At 63.6% G+C, this 18,131-nt stretch carries 14 protein-coding genes and 1 pseudogene; 4 read left to right on the forward strand and 11 right to left on the reverse strand.

Annotated elements, in window-relative coordinates:
- Position 1 precedes the first annotated feature (1 nt).
- Entirely contained in the window at positions 2-919 is a 918-nt protein-coding gene (locus HB630_RS26740) for a pirin family protein (protein ID WP_213775718.1), read from the reverse strand.
- 229 nt (positions 920-1,148) lie between these two features.
- On the opposite strand from HB630_RS26740, the gene HB630_RS26745 reads away from it, so the two are divergent.
- Positions 1,149-2,072, forward strand: a complete 924-nt coding sequence (locus tag HB630_RS26745; RefSeq protein ID WP_213775719.1) for a 2-dehydropantoate 2-reductase — start codon at positions 1,149-1,151, stop codon at positions 2,070-2,072.
- A 15-nt stretch (positions 2,073-2,087) separates the two neighbouring features.
- Here HB630_RS26745 and HB630_RS26750 read toward each other — a convergent pair whose 3' ends face one another.
- On the reverse strand, positions 2,088-3,458 hold the full coding sequence (locus HB630_RS26750) for an MmgE/PrpD family protein (RefSeq protein WP_213775720.1): 1,371 nt from the start codon (positions 3,456-3,458) through the stop codon (positions 2,088-2,090).
- Positions 3,459-3,646: 188 nt separating this feature from the next.
- On the opposite strand from HB630_RS26750, the gene HB630_RS26755 reads away from it, so the two are divergent.
- The gene (locus HB630_RS26755; protein ID WP_213775721.1) at positions 3,647-4,135 is read left to right on the forward strand and encodes an ester cyclase; all 489 of its coding nucleotides are present in this window, start codon (positions 3,647-3,649) and stop codon (positions 4,133-4,135) included.
- Here HB630_RS26755 and HB630_RS26760 read toward each other — a convergent pair.
- The 9 genes and pseudogenes from HB630_RS26760 to rpsT all read right to left on the reverse strand — a co-directional run bounded on the left by HB630_RS26760 (position 4,127) and on the right by rpsT (position 16,582).
- Entirely contained in the window at positions 4,127-5,167 is a 1,041-nt protein-coding gene (locus HB630_RS26760; protein ID WP_213775722.1) for an LLM class flavin-dependent oxidoreductase, read from the reverse strand. The two genes, HB630_RS26755 and HB630_RS26760, sit on opposite strands and share 9 nt — an antisense overlap.
- A gap of 118 nt (positions 5,168-5,285) precedes the next feature.
- Positions 5,286-5,759, reverse strand: a complete 474-nt coding sequence (locus HB630_RS26765; RefSeq protein ID WP_213775723.1) for a DUF2867 domain-containing protein — start codon at positions 5,757-5,759, stop codon at positions 5,286-5,288.
- Positions 5,760-6,727: 968 nt separating this feature from the next.
- Positions 6,728-8,020, reverse strand: coding sequence for a UDP-N-acetylglucosamine 1-carboxyvinyltransferase (gene murA / locus HB630_RS26770; RefSeq protein ID WP_213775724.1), 1,293 nt, complete (start codon positions 8,018-8,020; stop codon positions 6,728-6,730).
- A gap of 16 nt (positions 8,021-8,036) precedes the next feature.
- A complete protein-coding gene (gyrB, locus tag HB630_RS26775) occupies positions 8,037-10,472 on the reverse strand; it encodes a DNA topoisomerase (ATP-hydrolyzing) subunit B (protein WP_213775725.1) in 2,436 nt (811 codons plus the stop codon).
- Positions 10,473-10,749: 277 nt separating this feature from the next.
- Positions 10,750-11,895, reverse strand: coding sequence for a DNA replication/repair protein RecF (gene recF / locus HB630_RS26780; protein ID WP_213775726.1), 1,146 nt, complete (start codon positions 11,893-11,895; stop codon positions 10,750-10,752).
- 45 nt (positions 11,896-11,940) lie between these two features.
- Positions 11,941-12,228 (reverse strand): annotated as a pseudogene (locus HB630_RS26785) (GIY-YIG nuclease family protein).
- Positions 12,229-12,296: 68 nt separating this feature from the next.
- Positions 12,297-13,415, reverse strand: a complete 1,119-nt coding sequence (gene dnaN, locus HB630_RS26790) for a DNA polymerase III subunit beta (protein ID WP_213775727.1) — start codon at positions 13,413-13,415, stop codon at positions 12,297-12,299.
- A gap of 270 nt (positions 13,416-13,685) precedes the next feature.
- Entirely contained in the window at positions 13,686-15,107 is a 1,422-nt protein-coding gene (gene dnaA, locus HB630_RS26795) for a chromosomal replication initiator protein DnaA (RefSeq protein ID WP_213775728.1), read from the reverse strand.
- A gap of 1,208 nt (positions 15,108-16,315) precedes the next feature.
- On the reverse strand, positions 16,316-16,582 hold the full coding sequence (gene rpsT, locus HB630_RS26800) for a 30S ribosomal protein S20 (protein ID WP_213775729.1): 267 nt from the start codon (positions 16,580-16,582) through the stop codon (positions 16,316-16,318).
- A gap of 356 nt (positions 16,583-16,938) precedes the next feature.
- On the opposite strand from rpsT, the gene HB630_RS26805 reads away from it, so the two are divergent.
- Both HB630_RS26805 and HB630_RS26810 read left to right on the forward strand, forming a co-directional pair.
- Entirely contained in the window at positions 16,939-17,256 is a 318-nt protein-coding gene (locus HB630_RS26805) for a hypothetical protein (protein ID WP_213775730.1), read from the forward strand.
- Positions 17,257-17,357: 101 nt separating this feature from the next.
- Positions 17,358-18,119, forward strand: a complete 762-nt coding sequence (locus tag HB630_RS26810) for a polysaccharide biosynthesis/export family protein (RefSeq protein WP_213775731.1) — start codon at positions 17,358-17,360, stop codon at positions 18,117-18,119.
- The last annotated feature ends 12 nt before the right edge of the window (positions 18,120-18,131 follow it).

Raw genomic sequence — 18,131 nt, forward strand, 5'->3', positions numbered from 1 at the left:
CCTACTCCGGCAGCGGAATGAACTCGTGTTCGTTGGGAACGGGTGCGAAATGACCGGTTTTCCAGTCCTGTTTGGCCTGCTCGATCCGTTCCTTGCTGGAGGAGACGAAATTCCACCAGATATGGCGCGGACCCTCGAGCGCGTCGCCGCCGAGAAACATCATCCGGGTCGGTTTCAGCGTCTTCACGGTGATGCGGTCGCCGGGCCGGAAGATCAGAAGGCGCGGCGATTCATAGCGTTCATTGGCGATCTCGACTTCGCCGTCGACCACATAGATCGCGCGTTCCTCATGATCGGGATCGAGCGGCAGGCTGACGCCCTGCTCGGCCGTGACCTCGGTGTAGAACCAGGGCGACACCATCGTGACCGGCGATTTTACGCCAAATCCGCTGCCGGCGATAATGCGCGCGGTGAAGCCGCGTTCCTTGACGGTGGGCAGGCTCCCGGCCGAATAATGCTGGAACGAAGGTGCGATCTCCTCCGAGGCTTGCGGCAGCGCGATCCAGCTTTGCAGGCCGAGCATCTTCTGCCCGTCGCGCCGCTGTACGTCGGGGGTGCGCTCCGAATGGGCGATGCCGCGCCCGGCCGTCATCAGGTTCATCGCGCCGGGCTGGATTTCCTGGATGTTGCCCTCGCTGTCGCGGTGCATGATGCTGCCGTCGAACAGATAGGTGACGGTGGCGAGCCCGATATGCGGATGCGGGCGTACGTCCATGCCCTTGCCGGCGATGAACTGCACCGGACCGAAATGGTCGAAAAAGATGAAAGGGCCGACCATCTGGCGCTTGCCATGCGGCAGCGCGCGGCGCACCTCGAAGCCGTCGCCGAGGTCACGGGTGCGCGGCACGATGACCAGTTCCAGCGCATCGCAGGAGCGGGGATCGCCGAGGATGGGATCGTTGGAGGGAAGCCAGCTCATGAGGAAACTCCGTGAGTTTTGCGGCAATCATAGCAGCAATTGTCTGGGCGCGCTCAAGCCTCCATTCGCCGCCGCGGCAAGATCCGTCAGCACGCCCTGCGTTGCCGGAGCGGCGAAGCCCGCCGCTTGTACACCCTGCGACGATGGCGGTAAGCACGTGTATAAAGCCGGCGCTTTCGCCGGAACCCGCCCCATCTGAGCACGCAATTTCAGTCAATATGTCGAGGTCATGACCCTGCCCCCATCCCAGAAGGACCGTTCCACCGTTGCTGTCATTGGCCTTGGAAGCATCGGGGGTGTCGCGGCGGGATGCCTGCGCATTGCCGATCGGCATGACGTCGTCGCCTGCGTCCGGCATCCGATCGAGCGGCTGGTGCTTGAACAATCGGCAGGAAGCGTCGAGGTGCCGTTGCGCGCGCTGACGGACCCGGCGCAGGCATCGCGCGTCGATTGGGTTCTGCTCTGCACCAAGGTCCAGCAGACGCCGTTGACCGCGCCGTGGCTGGCGCGGCTGTGCGATTCGGCGACGCGGGTTGCGGTCTTGCAGAACGGGATCGATCATGTCGCGCGGGTCGCGCCTCTGGCCGGTGGCGCGGGTATCGTTCCGGCCATCGTCTATTATAATGGCGAGCGGCTCGGTCATGACCAAGTCCGCCTGCGCCAGGTCGCGGAACATGACCTCGCCGTGCCGGACGATGCCGATGGCCGCGCGTTTGCGCGACTGCTCGAAGGTACGGCGCTGCGCGTTCTGACCAGCGACGATTTTCCGACATTGGCGTGGCGCAAGCTGCTGATCAACGCCATCGCCAATCCCGTCACGGCGCTCACCTTGCAGCGGCAGGCAGTGTTCCGGCGCGACGACATCAAGGCGTTGTGTGTCGCGATCCTCGACGAGGCCGTGGCGGTGGCGCGCGCCGACGGGGCGCATCTGGCCGAGGACGAATCGCAGCGAACCCTGGCGACGCTGCTCACCTATCCTCCCGAAGCCGGCACCTCGATGTATTTCGATCGGCTGGCGGGGCGGTCGCTCGAAGTCGAAGCCCTGACCGGCGCCGTCGTCGCGGCCGGTCAACGGCTTCATGTCGCGACGCCGCTCAATGCGGCGCTATTGGCGCTGCTGCGCGCCATCAGCGACGCGGCGAGTGCGAAATAACTGCCGTTTAGCGTCCTATTGCCGGCCAAGCTGTGTGGCCTTCTCGACGCGGTCGAACCGCTCCAGCGACAGGATCGCGCTTGCGAATTGCTCGGCGCGGCCGCTCAGCACCGGGCGGGCGAGGGTGAGGAATTTCTGCTGCATCGCCTGCGCGTCCGGAAAGGAATTCGGCTCGCCGGACGGGTCGGCGTAAATCCGCTCATGCACGCCGTCGTCGGTTACGATGCTGACGCGGGCGCCGAACGGATGGCTGCGGCCGATTTCGAGCCGGTCGTCCTGCACCACGTCGAACTTGTCGGCCAGCGCGTCGACCGCGGCATCGCCGAGCTTGTCGTAATCGTCCCAGCCGAAGCGGCCCTGATCGAGCGCGACCGCGCCGGTGAAGAACATCGAGAACTGGCCGCCGACGATCGAGGTCGGATGCCGCTTGGTGGCGGCGTCGCCGGTGAGCGTGATGCCGTTGCGGTGCAGGCCGATCTCGACGCGCTTGATCTGGTCCGGCGTCAGATTGTGCTCGCGGCGCATCGCGATCAGCGCATCGAGCGCGGCATGGGTATAGCGGCAGCTCGGATAGGGCTTTACGCCGATCTTCATGGTTTCATAGATGTCGCCGAGCCCGGCCACGGCCTTGCCGGGATGCGCATTGTCGCTATAGCCGACCAGAAGGCCATGCTTGCCCTCGACCGATTCGATCGCGCCGACGAAATCGTTGCGCGCCAGCGTCGCCGCGATCACGCCGTTCATGGCGGCGGCGCCGACCTGATAGCGCTTGTTCCAGGCGCCGTTGACCAGGAATTGCAGCGAGCCCGCGGCCTGGCTGCCGGAGACGCCGAACGCCGCGACGATCCGGTCTTTTGGGAGGCCGAACAGTTTTGCGGCGGCGGCGGCGGCGCCATAGGTGCCCGCGGTCGCGGTGGGGTGAAAGCCGCGCGCGTAATGCGAGGTCGGGTCGAGCGCGTTGCCGAGTCGGCAGCAGACTTCATAACCGGCCACGATCGCGGTCAGCACGTCGCGGCCCGATGCGCCGACCATTTCGCCGACCGCGAACGCGGCCGGCACCACCGGCGCGCTCGGATGCAGCGAGGAATCGGCGTGGGTATCGTCGAAATCCAGCGAATGGCCGAGCGCGCCGTTGAGCAGGGCTGCGACCGCAGGCGTCCAGGTCTTGTCATCGCCGAACACGGTGGAGGAGCCCTTGCCGTCGAGCGCGAGCGCTTCGAGCATGTTGAGCAGCGACGGTGTGGATTCCGCATCCCGCCGCGCCCGGATCGCGCTGCCGAGGAAGTCGAGCGTCAGCACCTTGGCGCGCTCCAGCACCTGCGCCGGGATGTCCTCGAATTTCAGATCGGCGACGTAAGCGGCGAGCGTTGCGGTTTCATGGGCCATGCATTGCCTCGTTCGTTCTTATGCGTTCCCTATGCGATTTTGGTACGGCGCTCGCGGAGCGCCGTCAACTTCGCCGGTTGCGGGTCAGACCCCTGCTTTCCATGCGGCAGGGCTCGAGACTGGCGCCGGTCGCGAACTGATGTAATGGTCAGGCGGAATTCCAGCAAATGCCGATGACGGAGGCAACCATGCAACGACGCAAATTCCTGATCGCCGGGGCGGTAACGGCCGCCGGCGCCGTTTCCACAGCCGCGCTCGCCCAGAACGGCGCGACGCAATCCTTGCCGGATCGCTTCGCCGCCACGTTGAGCGCGCACGACATCGGGGCCTTCGCTGATCTGTTCTCGGAGGATTATGTCAACCACCAGTTCAGCGCGGCGGCTCCTGCGCCGGCCGCGGGAAAATCCCCTAAGCAGGCGTCGGTCGATTTCTTTGCCGCGCGGCTGGCGGGCATGTCCGACCTGCAGGTCGCCGTCGAAACGGCGATCGTAACCGGCGACCGGATCGCCGCGAGTTTCGTCTATACCGGCACGCATGACGGAGCCTATCTGGGCGTCGCGCCGACCCATCGCCGGCTGAAATTCACTTCATGCGATATATTCACCGTGAAGGATGGCCGGCTTCGCGAACATTGGGGCATGGGCGACATCGCCGGAATTCTGGCTCAGCTACGCTGAGCCGGCCAGCAATTCGCGAACCAGCGGAATCACCTTGGTCCCGTAAAGCTCGATGCTGCGCATGAGCTTTTCGTGGGGCAGCCCGCCGGCGCTATACTTCATGTCGAACCGCGAAATCCCGAGCGCGCGCACGGTCGATACGATCTTGCGCGCCACTGTCTGCGGCGAGCCGACATACAGGGAGCCGTGGGCCGCCTCCCGATCGAATTCGGCCTGCTGCATCGGCGGCCAGCCGCGTTCGGCGCCGATCCGGTCACGCATCCGCTTGTAATCCGGCCAGAGTTCTTCGTGCGCCTGTTCGTCGCTGTCCGCGACATAGCCCGGCGAATGCACGCCGATCGGCTGCACCGGTCGACCGATCTGACCATAGGCGCGGCGATAGAGATCGACATAAGGCTGGAAGCGGTTCGGATCGCCGCCGATGATGGCAAGCATCAGCGGCATGTCGTACCGGACCGCGCGCACCACGGATTCCGGGCTGCCGCCAACGCCGATCCAGGTCTTGAGATGTCCGGTCTCGACCGGCGGGAACACGCGCTGATCGACCAGGGGCGGCCGCGTCGTGCCTTGCCAGGTGACGGGCTCCTGCGCGATCAGGGCCGCGAACAGGTCGAGTTTTTCCTCGAAAAGCCGCTCATAATCGCTGAGCTCGAATCCAAACAGCGGAAAGGATTCCGTGAAGGATCCGCGGCCGAGAATGACTTCGGCACGCCCGCCCGATGCGGCGTCCAGCGTTGCAAACCGCTGGAACACCCGGATGGGATCGTCCGAACTGAGCACCGTCACCGCCGAGCCCAGACGAATTCGTTTCGTGCGCCCCGCAATTGCAGCCAGCACGACTTCCGGCGCGGACACCGCGAAGTCGGTCCGGTGATGTTCGCCGACGCCGAAAAAGTCGATGCCCAATTGATCGGCGAGGACAGCCTCGTCGATGACGTTTCGGATCACCTGGGCATGAGGCAGGGGATGGCCATCAATCCCGGTCGTCACATCGCCGAACGTATCCAGCCCAAGTTCCAGACTTCTCACCATGTCGCTCTCGATTGATTTGCGGCCACCCGTGTACGTCGATAGCTCGATCTCTTGCGGCCATCATGCGGCCCGGCACCGTATGGCTTCTGCATTTCTAGCACGTTGACCAATATGGGTTTCAAGCCGCCGCCTTTTGCAGCATGGCGGCAACGATCAGGCGGTGAAAGGGCAGGATGATTGCGAGATAGACGCGGCCGAGCCGGTTATGCGTCCTGACCAGCGTCGTCGCGGTAACGTGTTGGCCGGAGCCGGAAGAGGCGACGTCCACCACCAGGCGAAAATCCAGATGCTTGTCGTTGAAGCCTGCGACAAGGCGATCCGGTGTTTCGCGGAGGACCGGAAATATCCCGATCATCTCGCGGGACGGCCATTCGCCCTCGCCCGATGTTTTCAAGCCAAACGGGGCGACCAGAAGATTGCGGAGCGACATCAGAACTTCGATCCATCGCGGCGAGCGCTCCGTCATCCGCTCCGCGGCCTGACGCGCGTCGCGGATTTCGCGCTGCGTTTCAATGCGGAAAGCGTCGGCGAATTGCGCGCCGGAGAGCAGTGCGCCGGTATCGATATCGGGTGCAACCTCGCGGACCTTCATGGTCAAAAAGCCTGTTTGCCGGCGAGCGGATCAATCCAGCCAGAACTTATAACGCTATAGCATCCCAGCAAGCGGTCTGCCGCCCTTTGCTTATCAAGAGCTTGGTTCGGATTGAATCAGAACCAAAGCTATTGATTCTTGTTTTGACGCGTTTTCTTCGCGCGAACCGGTATCCACTTCACTCAAAAACGCTCTAGCCTGGGCCGCAACAGGACGGCAGTCATGGCTTCACGTTCCCGCGGCGCGTGAACTGCCCGAGTGATGCATCAAGAATGCCCCTCGAAAAAACAGAGGGCGCAGCGCGACCCTCAAGGGAGGGCGCGGGGAAGGCCGGGTGCCCGTTGCACCCGCAGCCTCGCGTGCAAAAGGTAAAAAGCACACGAGTTCGTCACCACAGGTACACCGGGACAGCCCGGCCTTCCCTGCGCAATGGTTTTAACGGTTTCCTTCGTGCTCTCCCTGGCGACCGGGCTTTATTGTCACCATCACCCGCGAGACGCGGCAACGCGTCTTCGCGAATTTGACGCCAGCGTCGGGGCGTCAGGACCACACGACTTCGCCGTCCGCAACAACAGCGTTCGTCTCTCGCCGCTGCCGCGTCCACCGCATTCCACCGCAACGTTCGTGACGATCGCGAGCCGCCCCTCATCCGCGGTGAGACACGCGGAGTTAAAGCGGTGATTTGGCCACGGCGGGAAGCGGAATATTTTCTGCAAAAGGGCTGGCCAGACTTTTGGTGATTTGCCCGTCGGGCCGTTTTGCGGGTGCCGCCGCCTCCTCCCACCGTCATTCCGGGGCAGCCCGCAGGGCTGAACCAGGAATCCATCGGGCCATATATGGATTCCGGGTTCGCGCTATAGCGCGCCCCGGAATGACGGTCGTGTTTAATGGCTGCTGCATCCGGCAAATCATCGGTCCATCCGGCTTCACCGGTTGCCGGCAATGGGAGCGATCCGCTTTCCTGCCGGTCAGCCACGCTCCGGCACGCGGGTGATTTTCGCGCCGAGCGCGTTGAGGCGTTCATCGATCCGCTCATAGCCGCGCTCGATCTGGTCGGCATTGTTGATGGTGCTGGTGCCTTCGGCACATACCGCGGCCAGCAGCATCGCCATGCCGGCGCGGATATCGGGCGATATCATCGAGGCGGCGTGAAGGCGGCTTGGCCCCGCCACGATCGCGCGGTGCGGATCGCACAGCACGATGCGCGCGCCCATCGAGATCAGCTTGTCGACGAAGAACATCCGCGACTCGAACATCTTCTCGAACATCAGGATCACGCCGTCGCACTGGCTCGCGGTCACGATCGCGATCGACATCAGGTCGGCGGGGAAGGCTGGCCAGGGCTGGTCTTCCAGCTTCGGCACATGGCCGCCGAAATCGTCCTTGATCTTCATCGCCTGGCCCGAAGGCACGACGAGATCATCGCCTTCGACGCCACAGACGATGCCGAGCCGCTCAAATCCCATCCGGATCGAGCGCAGATGTTCGACGCCGGCGCGCGCGATCCGCAAAGGCGATCGTGTCACCGCGGCGAGCCCGATCAGCGAGCCGACCTCGATATGGTCGGGGCCGATCGCATAGCGCGCCGGGCCCAGCGTCGCCGGGCCGTGTACGATCATGGTGTTGGTGCCGATGCCTTCGATGCGGGCGCCGATCGCGACCAGGAAATGTGCGAGATCCTGCACATGCGGTTCGGATGCGGCGTTGCGCAGATAGGTCGTGCCATGCGCCGCCACCGCCGCGACCAGCGCGTTTTCAGTGGCGGTCACGCTTGGTTCGTCGAGGAAGACGTCCGCGCCCTTGAGACGCGAAGCCCGAAATTCAAGCCGGTGGGTCGTCGTCACGGTGGCGCCGAGCTGCTCGAACGCCAGAAAATGCGTATCGAGGCGCCGGCGTCCGATCACGTCGCCGCCGGGCGGCGGCAGCGTGACTTCGCCGCAGCGGGCGAGCAACGGTCCGGCCAGCAGGATCGAGGCGCGGATCCGCGCGCATAATTCGGGGTCGAGATCGGTGGCCCGGATTTCCTTGGCATGGATCGCGAGCGTGTTGCGGCTCTGCCATTCGGCGGACGCGCCGACGGAGCGGACCAGTTCGACCAGCGTTTCGGTGTCGCGAATCCGCGGCACGTTTTCCAGCGTCACCGGATGTTCGGTGAGCAGTGCTGCGGCGATGATCGGCAGCGCCGCATTCTTGTTGCCGGACGGCTCGATGGTGCCGGTTAACCGATGGCCGCCTTCAACGACATATTGGACCGGCGGCATGTGGCTTCACCACGCCTTAGATGTCGATGGTGGCGCTGAGCGAGTTGTCCTGGATGAATTCGCGCCGCGGCTCGACCACGTCGCCCATCAGCTTGGTGAAGATGTCGTCGGCCTCATCGACCTCCTTGATCTTCACCTGCAACAGCGAGCGCGCGTCGATGTCCAGCGTGGTCTCCCAGAGCTGGCCCGGATTCATCTCGCCGAGACCTTTGTAGCGTTGCAGCGTCACGCCCTTGCGGCCGGCGTCCGTCACCGCCTCGAACAGGTCGATCGGGCCGTGAATCGGGGTTTCAGTGTCCTTGCGGCGCAGCAGGCCCGGTTTCGGATAGGCTTCCTGGAGCTTGACGGCGTAATCGTCGAGCTTGCGCGCATCGACCGAGCCGAGCAGCGCATCATCGATCATGGCGACATCCTTGACGCCGCGCACGGTGCGCTCGAAGAAGAAGCCGTCGCCCTCGGTGAAACGTCCGATCCAGCCGCGCTCGACCTCATCGGCCAGCACGTCGAGCCGGCGCGCGATGTAGTCCGCGGCGGCGTTGGCGGTGGCAATGTCGGCGGTAACGCGCGGGTTCAGCACCCCGGCGATGGCCGCCTGTTCGACCACCTTGCGGTTATAGCGGCCGTGCAGATTGTTCAATATGCCGCGGATGATGCGGGCATCCTCGACCAGCTCCTTGAGGTCGCGGCCGCTGCGCTCTTCGCCGGATGCCAGCCTGAAGACACAGTCGTCGAGGCCGGTCGAGATCAGATAGTCTTCCAGCGCCCGCTCGTCCTTCAGGTATTGTTCGGACTTGCCGCGCGCCACCTTGTAGAGCGGCGGCTGGGCAATATAGAGGTGGCCGCGGTCGATCAGCTCGCGCATCTGCCGATAGAAGAAGGTCAGCAACAGCGTGCGGATATGGGCGCCGTCGACGTCGGCGTCGGTCATCACGATGATCTTGTGGTAGCGCAGCTTGTCGGCGCTGAAATCATCACTGATGCCGGTTCCAAGCGCCGTGATCAGCGTGCCGATCTGCTCGCTGGACAGCATCTTGTCGGTGCGGACGCGCTCGACATTGAGGATCTTGCCGCGCAGCGGCAGCACCGCCTGGAATTCGCGGTTGCGGCCCATCTTGGCGCTGCCGCCGGCCGAGTCGCCCTCGACGATGAACAGTTCCGATTTCGCGGGGTCCTTTTCCTGGCAGTCGGCGAGCTTGCCGGGCAGCGAGGAAACGCTCAGCGGATTCTTGCGGGTCAGTTCGCGCGCCTTGCGGGCGGCTTCGCGCGCGGCGGCGGCCTGGATCACCTTGCCGACGATCACCTTGGCCTCGGCCGGATGCTCCTCGAACCACGCCGCCAGCGCCTCGTTGAGCACGTTCTCGACCACGGGACGCACTTCCGAGGACACCAGCTTGTCCTTGGTCTGCGACGAAAACTTCGGATCGGGCACTTTCACCGACAGCACCGCGGTAAGACCTTCGCGGCAGTCATCGCCGGTCAGCGCGATCTTTTCCTTCTTGGCGTTCGCTTCCGCATAGCCGTTGACCTGGCGCGTCAGCGCGCCGCGGAAGCCGGCGAGATGGGTGCCGCCGTCGCGCTGCGGGATGTTGTTGGTGAAGCACAGCACGTTCTCATGATAGCTGTCGTTCCACCACAGCGCCGCCTCGACGCCGATGCCGTTCAATTCCGAACGGACCATGATCGGAGCGGGCACGATCGCCTTCTTGTTGCGGTCGAGATATTTGACGAATTCCTCGACGCCACCGTCGTAATGCATCTCCTCGCGCTTCTCGACCGCGTGGCGCATGTCGGACAGCACGATATGAACGCCGGAATTGAGGAAGGCGAGCTCGCGCAAACGATGCTCGAGGGTGGCGAAATCGTAGTCGATGTTCTTGAAGGTCTCGGGGGAGGCGAGGAATGTCACCTCGGTGCCGCGCTTGCCATGGGACTCGCCGACCACCTTCAGCGGCGCTACCGCGTCGCCATGGGCAAACTCGACGAAATGCTCCTTGCCGTCGCGCCAGACCCGAAGCTGCAATTTGCTCGACAGCGCGTTGACGACGGAGACGCCGACGCCATGCAGACCGCCGGAGACCTTGTAGGAATTCTGGTCGAACTTTCCGCCGGCGTGGAGCTGGGTCATGATGACCTCGGCCGCGGAAATGCCCTCGCCCTTGTGAATGTCGACCGGAATGCCGCGGCCATCGTCGCGCACGGTCACGGAATTGTCGGCGTTGAGCACCACTTCCACCGCGGTGGCGTGGCCGGCAAGCGCCTCGTCGATGGCGTTGTCGACGACTTCATAGACCATGTGATGCAGGCCCGAGCCGTCATCGGTGTCGCCGATATACATGCCCGGCCGCTTGCGCACGGCATCGAGGCCCTTCAAGACCCGGATCGATTCCGCGCCGTACTCGACCGGAATGGAATGCTCAGTGTCGGCGATGGTTTGCCGGGCTGGTTCTGTCATGTGATGCCTTCGAGGATGTCCCGAATCAGCGGCGCAAGATCAGGCGCTGATGGAGCTATTTATGCCATGAAACAAGCCATGCGCCTAGCGCAAAGGCTCTCGCAACAAGCTATTGAATAAATGGGATTTTTTAAGGGTTTTTCAAGGCGCTCGGGGATCGATTCGAGGGGGTTGAAAAAGGCTGATTCGGGCGTGCGGCAGCGCTCCCCGGAACTGGCTTTCGTACCCTCCACGCGGCGCGAACGAGGCGCCGAAAATCGCCAACAAGCAAGAGCGATCAGGTGCGGCCGCGTGGCGTGATACGGCCGGACTCGACGTCGAAAATCTCACCCGATGCGCCGATATCCGCGAAGGCGGCGGGATCGGCGCCGGTCATCCAGACCTGGGAGCCGAGCCTGGCCAGTTCCGCGAACAGCGCCTTGCGCCTGGCGGGATCGAGATGCGCGACCACCTCGTCGAGCAGCAGCAGCGGTATGATGCCGGTCATTTCCGCAACCAGGCTGGCATGCGCCAGCACTAGCCCGATCAGCAGCGCCTTTTGCTCGCCGGTCGAGGCGTCACGGGCCGGCATGTTTTTCGGCGCGTAGATCACTTGCAGATCGGTCAGATGAGGGCCATCGAGCGTGCGGCCGGCGGCGGCGTCGCGGGCGCGTCCCTGGCGCAGGATTTCGCGATAGCGGTCCTCGACGGCCGTAGCCGGCTCGTTTACCAGCGCATTCTCCATCCAGCCGTCCAGCGCGATCGCCGCGGCAGGGAACGCGGACTGCGCGCCGCGCTGGCGCAGCATCGCGGCCAGTCTGGTCAGGGTCTGGCCGCGTGTCGCCGCCACCGCGACGGCCAGTTCGGCGGTTTCGCGCTCGATCGCGTCGCACCAATGGTCGTCGAAATTGCGCACCTCGAGCAGCCGGTTGCGCGATCGCAACGAGCGGTCGAGCGCCGAGACCCGCGCCGAATGTTCGCTGTCGATCGCCAGCACCAGGCGATCGAAAAAGCGCCGCCGCTCCGACGCTCCGCCCGCGAACAGCCCGTCCATCGACGGCGTCAGCCAGACCATGCGCAGATGATCGCCGAACGCCGTAGCCGAGCCGACCGGCTCGCGGTCGATCCGGCAGCGACGGCTGGTGGCGGCGGCTTCGCCGGCCGGAGCGTCAATGCCGGTGCCAAGCGTGGCCAGCCCCAGCGCGCCTTCCACCTCGGCCGATACCGCCCAGGAGCCGTCTCCCTGGATATCGGCGACTTCGTCAAGCGTCGCGCGACGCAGCCCGCGCCCAGGCGACAGAAACGAGATCGCTTCGATGCAGTTGGTCTTGCCGGCTCCGTTGGGCCCCACCAGCACCACCATCTCGCCGCGCGTCTCAAGGCCCGCCGCGCGATAATTGCGGAAATGCGTCAGGCCGAGGCGTCGGATGCGGGAAGGGGTCATGCTGCTCGTCATTGCCGGGCTTGACCCGGCAATCCATCGTCCGCATCAGCGGACAATATCTTCATATAAATCTCGCCAGTCCGGATTGCTCGCGATGATCAAATCGATTTTCCACTCGCGCGATCAATGCTTGATGTTCTTCTCGCGTTGAAGCGCCGCGGCGATCGTGTCATGCGCTTCAAAATAGACCAGGATCTTGATGCCGTAGCGCTTGGTAAAGCCGTCGGCCAGACCTTCCCGATGCTCGTAAACGCGCCGCATCAGATTGTTCGTCACGCCGACATAGAGCGTTCCGTCGGGCTTGTTTGCGAGAATGTACACCCAATAGCCCATTTCAGTTTTGATGGATTGCCGGGTCAAGCCCGGCAATGACGACTATGAAGCAATGACGGCTGTAGAACTCACACCCGCATCGGCATCAGCACGTAGAGCGCGCCCTTGGCATCCTTGTCCTGGACCAGCGTCGGCGAGCCTGGATCGGCCAGTTTGAGCACCGCGACCTCGCCCTCGATCTGGGCGGCGATGTCGAGCAGGTAGCGCGAGTTGAATCCGATATCGAGCGCGTCGGAGGCATATTCGACTTCGAGTTCTTCGGTGGCGCTGCCGGAATCCGGATTGGTCACCGACAGCACCAGCTTGCCCGGCGACAGCGATAGCTTGACGGCGCGGCCGCGCTCGCTGGAGATCGTCGAAACGCGGTCGACCGCGGCCTCGAAGTCCTTCTTGTCGACGATCAGTTCCTTGTCGTTGTTCTGCGGAATGACCCGGCTGTAATCCGGGAACGTGCCGTCGATCAGCTTCGAGGTCAGCACGACATTGCCGATGGTGAAACGGATCTTGCCTTGCGACAATTCGATCTGAATCTCGGCTTCATTGTCTTCGATCAGGCGCTGCACTTCGCCGACGGTCTTGCGCGGGACGATGACGCCCGGCATGCCCGATGCGCCCTTCGGTAGCGGCAGGTCGATCTGGGCCAGACGATGCCCGTCGGTCGCGACCGCGCGCAGGGTCGCATTCTTGGCGTCGCCGGCGGCGTGCAGATAGATGCCGTTGAGATAATAACGGGTCTCCTCGGTCGAGATCGCAAATTGCGTGCGATCGATCAACCGCTTCATGTCGGAGGCGGCGAGCGTGAAGGAGTGCGTCATGTCGCCGGCGGCGAGATCGGGAAAATCGTTTTCCGGCAGCGTTTGCAGCGTGAAGCGCGACCGGCCGGCGCGGATCGCCAGCACCGCGCGATCGCCATCGCCTTCCAGCACGACCTGCGCGCCGTCCGGCAGCTTGCGGACGATGTCGTAGAACATATGCGCCGGCACGGTGGTCGACCCGCCGGTGCCGGATTCCGCCGCCAGAGTTTCCGTCACCTCAAGATCGAGATCGGTGGCCTTCAGCGACAGCCGGGCGCTTTCGGCGCGGACCAAGACGTTGCCCAGAATCGGGATGGTGTTGCGGCGTTCCACCACGCGGTGGACGTGTCCCAGCGATTTCAGAAGTTGCGCGCGTTCGACGGTGACCTTCATTGCTATACCCGCCTGATCCGAAAATGGGGAAGCCGGGCAGCCCACAAGGGGCGCGCCGGGCGTTTGATACCCGAAAGGCCCGATCAAAGCTGGATTTGATCAAACCCGCGGGGGGACCCCAAGGTGGCGCGGATGGCGCGCCAGCGCAAGAGACCGCGAGGCCGTTTCCCACGTTTTGGCGAAGTTTTGCCGCTCTTCCCCGGTCAAAGGGAGGAGCGACAAGGCAGGACGGCAAGGGGACGGAATGTCATGAAGACGGCAGCAGGCGGCTCACTCCTGCTGCAGCTGGCGCTTCAGCGCGTCGACCTCTTCGGAGAGCGTCGTGTCCTTTCCGACCAGCGCCTCGATCTTGCGCACGGCGTGCAGCACCGTGGTGTGATCGCGTCCCCCGAAACGACGGCCGATCTCGGGTAACGAGCGCAGCGTCATCGTCTTGGCCAGATACATCGCGACTTGGCGCGGGCGCACCACGTTGGCGGTGCGGCGTGAGGACAGCAGGTCGGAGCGGCTGACATTGTACTGCCGCGCCACCACCCGTTGAATGTCCTCGATCTTGATGCGCTTAGGCTCCTGGGGGCGGATCAGGTCGCGCACTTCGCGCTCGGCCATCTCGAGCGTCACCGGCTGGGCGTTGAGCTTGCTGTGCGCCAGCAGGCGGTTGATCGCGCCTTCGAGGTCGCGGCCATTATGGGTGATGGTCCGCGCCAGATAATCGAGCACCGGGTCCGGCACGCTGAAGCTGGCATGATGGGCGCGGGCGGCGGCGACGCGCGACTTGAGGATTCCGAGCCGCAATTCTTCGCCGAGCGATCCCATCTCGACCACGAGCCCTCCGGCCAGGCGCGAGCGCACGCGGTCGTCGAGGCTTTCGAGATCGGACGGCGGACGGTCGGCGGCGATCACGACCTGGCGGCCGGCGTCGATCAGCGCGTTCAGCGTGTGGCAGAATTCGGCCTGGGTCGATTTACCCTGCAAAAACTGCAGATCGTCGATCACCAGCACGTCGATGCCGCGCAGCGCTTCCTTGAAGGCCAGCGCCGTCTGCGTCTTCAGCGCCGCGACGAAGCCGTACATGAATTTTTCCGCGGTGAGGTAAAGCACCTTGCGTTCGTTGCCGGAATTGCCGGCCCAGGTCACCGCCTGCAACAGGTGGGTCTTGCCGAGCCCGACGCCGGCGTGAATGTAAAGCGGATTGAACATCACGGGATCGCCGCGCCGTCCTTCGGCCACCTGACGCGCCGCCGCATGCGCCAGCGTGTTGGAGCGGCCGATGACGAAGCTTGCGAAGGTCAGCCGCGGATCGAGCGGCGAGCCGCCGAGCGCGTCATGATTGACCGAAACCGGCGTGGTCGCGGTCGCGCGCAATTCGGGCGCGGCGCGCTCGACGCGGCGCGTATCCACCGGCGCGGGCATCTCCTTGGCGGGTGCAGCGGGCCGCAGCGCGGTGCGCACGGTAAGGTCGATCCGGTGTACTTCCGGCATCTCGGCCTGCCAGCAGGAGAGAACGCGCTCGGCGTAATGGGCCTGGATCCAGCTCTTGAGAAACCGCGTCGGGACCGACAGGCGGACGCTTTCGTCCTGCACGCCTTCCAGATCCATTCGCGCGAACCAGCTGGTATAAACGTCTTCCCCCACGCTCGAGCGCAACCGGCCCTTCACGCGCGACCAGCGATCCTGTTCCATGTTTGACATTGCCTGACGACTTTTCTGCAAGAGTAAATCTTTGGGTGGATGAAAATCGCCGTGCAGAATTCTGCGCGGCGTGACCTCAAGCGAAGTTTCTTCCAGACATAGACCAGCCGTTCGGCGCAACGCCGCATGACAGATCTTCGATTGGAAGAAAGAGCCTCCGCGAGGTCAGCGAGTACTCGACGGTGTGTCCGGAGCTCGCGCTGGAGGCCGCGTACTGGCGACGCTGGAGGTAAGGGCCACGGTATCGTTTAAAGCCGCGGTATCGTTTGAAAATGAAATCCAGTCGACCGCCGCGATGATCTCGTAAAGCATACAACCTCCCCCCTCACCGCGATGACTCGCGGCAAGCTGTCCGTCCAGATATTTCTCAAAACACAGCAGTAACGCCTGACACTCAAAATCGTTCAGCCGCTCACCGCTTGGTCTCAGCCCTCTTTTCGTTCGCGTCCTTCGCATCCGGCGTTGATAGGACCCCGTGGCATGTGCGTATTTCTCTTTTTCGAAGCGGACGAGACATGAATGTCCCGCCTGAGAAATTTAGACACAGCACCACCATGCTCATATTGCTATGAGTCATAACCCATCCAACGCTTGGAAAGCGTCGCACACGCGCACACCGCCGCCGATTTGCACGTTCGCCCCTGGTTTTCAAACCGCGCTGATCTGGAGAACCGTGGGCGCCGCGAACAGACAAAGAAATACACGATGCGTGATTTCTCGCAATGCCTTGAATCGAGGCGCACGGCTTCGCGGCATCCGTATGTGCGACGCTGCGGTCGCGAAATGGCAAAGCAAGTTTTTGAATCACCGCGTAGATTCGCGTGTGCGAGGCGTTGTCACAAATCTCGCTGCAGCCGCGAAAATTTTTAATAAATTCTTTACAATCGTCGGCGGCGAATACCGTTTTTCAGAACGCTTGAGCTCGCTATGCGGGTAAGTGACTAGCGAGACGGCGTTTTTCGAGATTCTTTTTCAGGGTAACTCTCGCCGGTCATGCTCACGGAAAAAGCAGAGAGCTTCACGGCTTAGGCAACATCACGCGGATCGCTTGCGCTGGCGCGATGCGTTTCGATTAGGGCAAGCGGCATCCAGTAAAATCACGGAAGCGCGGTTGCTCCTTGCACGGAAGCTTGTTGCTGCGAGATGGATGCGCAAAAGAAAAAGCCCGGCATTGCCGGGCTCTTTGACGAATGTCTTTTTCGTTCAGTTCATTTCGCAAGCTTGGCGATCTGGTGCGCAAGCCGCGATACCTTTCGGCTCGCGTTGTTCTTGTGAATGATGTTGCGCTGCGCCGCTTGCATCAATTCCGGCTCGGCGCGGGTCATCGCCTTCAGCGCCGCTTCGCGATCGCCGCTCTTGATCGCTTCTTCGACGGTGCGAACGGCGCCGCGCATCTGGGTGCGGCGCGATTTGTTGATGATGGTGCGGCGGGCAATCTTGCGCGTCGCTTTCTTGGCAGAGGTCGTATTGGCCATGCTCTCAAATTTCCTGTAGCGGTGACCGGTCGCAGGTGGTCGGACTAAACCGCGCCCGCCGTTCAACCGTATGATCGACGCTGGGGTGTGCTCGGGTATTCCAAAGGTGCCGTGTCAGGAGCGAAACTTGCTCGCATGACCGCGCCTCTCAAATAATAGCGGCGGCAGGATTGCGCCCGCCGCCATCGTCAGTCCTTATAAAGGGCGCGGCTTGCAGCGTCAACGCCTTCCGGCCGCTTCCGAACCCCGCCGCCCGGCCCGGCGCCGCCGATAAGGCGTTGACGAGGTTGAATTTCCCGCGCCGCCCCGCTAATGGCTGACAGCGTTCGGGGCGCTGCCGGTAAAGAGGGTGACGGATGATCCGCGGTTTATTCCGCCTTGTGGGGCTTCTGCTGCTGGCCGGCGGATTCATCTTCATGGTCTATGACGGCGCGCGCTGGGTGGCCGATCAGACCCTGCGCTTCACCCGGTTCGGCGAGTTCTGGAACGACCTCCATCAATCCAGCCAGGAGGCATTCAAGACCTGGGTCGACAGCCACGCGCCCTGGCTCTGGAACAGCGTCATCCGGGTCGTGCTGGATCAGCCGGTCTTTGCCGTGATGGGCGTGCTGGGCATTTTGCTGATGGTGCTGTTTCGTCCCCGCAAGCCGCTGATCGGTTATTCGCGGAGCTAAGCCGCGCGCGCACCGGCGGTCCGGGCACGCGCTCGATGCCGTGTATTAACACCGTTTGTTAACCATAGCCGATGCAAGACTGGGGCTGTCTCGCTAAGAGGATGTCTCCGGTGCCGGTTGCGCGCGGATTTCGATTGCCGATCACTGTCGCCCTGACCGCGCTCGGCTTGTCGGGTTGTATGCACACATCAGGTCCGGTCGCGACCGCGCAGCCGGGCGATCTCGATTACATGACTTACGGCCAGCCCTATGGCGTGGCCCCGCGACGCGCCGTCGCTTCGCCGGCTTATGCCGCGGATAGCGGCGGTGCTGTCGCGGCGCTACGCAACAGCTTTGCCTCGTCGCGTTACGATACGCCCGCGCCTGTTCCGGTTGCGTATGCGGCGGCGTCGGGAGGCTACGATCCCGCGTATCACCTCGATGCCGGCGACAAGCTACGGGTCGTCGTCTACGGCCAGGAAGGCCTCACCAACAGCTATGCGATCGACGCCGGCGGCTCCATCACCATGCCGCTGATCGGCCCGGTGCCGGCACGCGGACGAACGCCGGCGGGACTCGCCGCCGAGATCGCCCGCCGCCTGCGCAGCGGCTATATCCGCGAGCCATCGGTGGCCGTGGAGATCGAATCCTACCGGCCGTTCTTCATCCTCGGTGAAGTCGCGGCGCCCGGACAATATCCTTATGTGCCCAACATGACCGTCGAAAGCGCGGTCGCCATTGCGGGCGGTTTCTCGCCGCGCGCCAAGCGCGACCAGGTCACTTTGACTCACACCGATGGCGCGGGCCCGATACGCACCACCGTGCCGCTCGGCACGCCCATCGGCCCCGGCGATACCGTGCTCGTCAGCGAACGCTGGTTCTGAAGCTGCGGCGAT

It is taken from the genome of Bradyrhizobium sp. dw_78 (assembly GCF_018449525.1).
Lineage (GTDB): Bacteria > Pseudomonadota > Alphaproteobacteria > Rhizobiales > Xanthobacteraceae > Bradyrhizobium.

Coding starts and splice junctions, on each gene's coding strand:
- HB630_RS26740 (WP_213775718.1), bottom strand. CDS start 919: ATGAGCTGGCTTCCCTCCAACGATCCCATCCTCGGCGATCCCCGCTCC.
- HB630_RS26745 (WP_213775719.1), top strand. CDS start 1,149: ATGACCCTGCCCCCATCCCAGAAGGACCGTTCCACCGTTGCTGTCATT.
- HB630_RS26750 (WP_213775720.1), bottom strand. CDS start 3,458: ATGGCCCATGAAACCGCAACGCTCGCCGCTTACGTCGCCGATCTGAAA.
- HB630_RS26755 (WP_213775721.1), top strand. CDS start 3,647: ATGCAACGACGCAAATTCCTGATCGCCGGGGCGGTAACGGCCGCCGGC.
- HB630_RS26760 (WP_213775722.1), bottom strand. CDS start 5,167: ATGGTGAGAAGTCTGGAACTTGGGCTGGATACGTTCGGCGATGTGACG.
- HB630_RS26765 (WP_213775723.1), bottom strand. CDS start 5,759: ATGAAGGTCCGCGAGGTTGCACCCGATATCGATACCGGCGCACTGCTC.
- murA (WP_213775724.1), bottom strand. CDS start 8,020: ATGCCGCCGGTCCAATATGTCGTTGAAGGCGGCCATCGGTTAACCGGC.
- gyrB (WP_213775725.1), bottom strand. CDS start 10,472: ATGACAGAACCAGCCCGGCAAACCATCGCCGACACTGAGCATTCCATT.
- recF (WP_213775726.1), bottom strand. CDS start 11,895: ATGACCCCTTCCCGCATCCGACGCCTCGGCCTGACGCATTTCCGCAAT.
- dnaN (WP_213775727.1), bottom strand. CDS start 13,415: ATGAAGGTCACCGTCGAACGCGCGCAACTTCTGAAATCGCTGGGACAC.
- dnaA (WP_213775728.1), bottom strand. CDS start 15,107: ATGTCAAACATGGAACAGGATCGCTGGTCGCGCGTGAAGGGCCGGTTG.
- rpsT (WP_213775729.1), bottom strand. CDS start 16,582: ATGGCCAATACGACCTCTGCCAAGAAAGCGACGCGCAAGATTGCCCGC.
- HB630_RS26805 (WP_213775730.1), top strand. CDS start 16,939: ATGATCCGCGGTTTATTCCGCCTTGTGGGGCTTCTGCTGCTGGCCGGC.
- HB630_RS26810 (WP_213775731.1), top strand. CDS start 17,358: ATGTCTCCGGTGCCGGTTGCGCGCGGATTTCGATTGCCGATCACTGTC.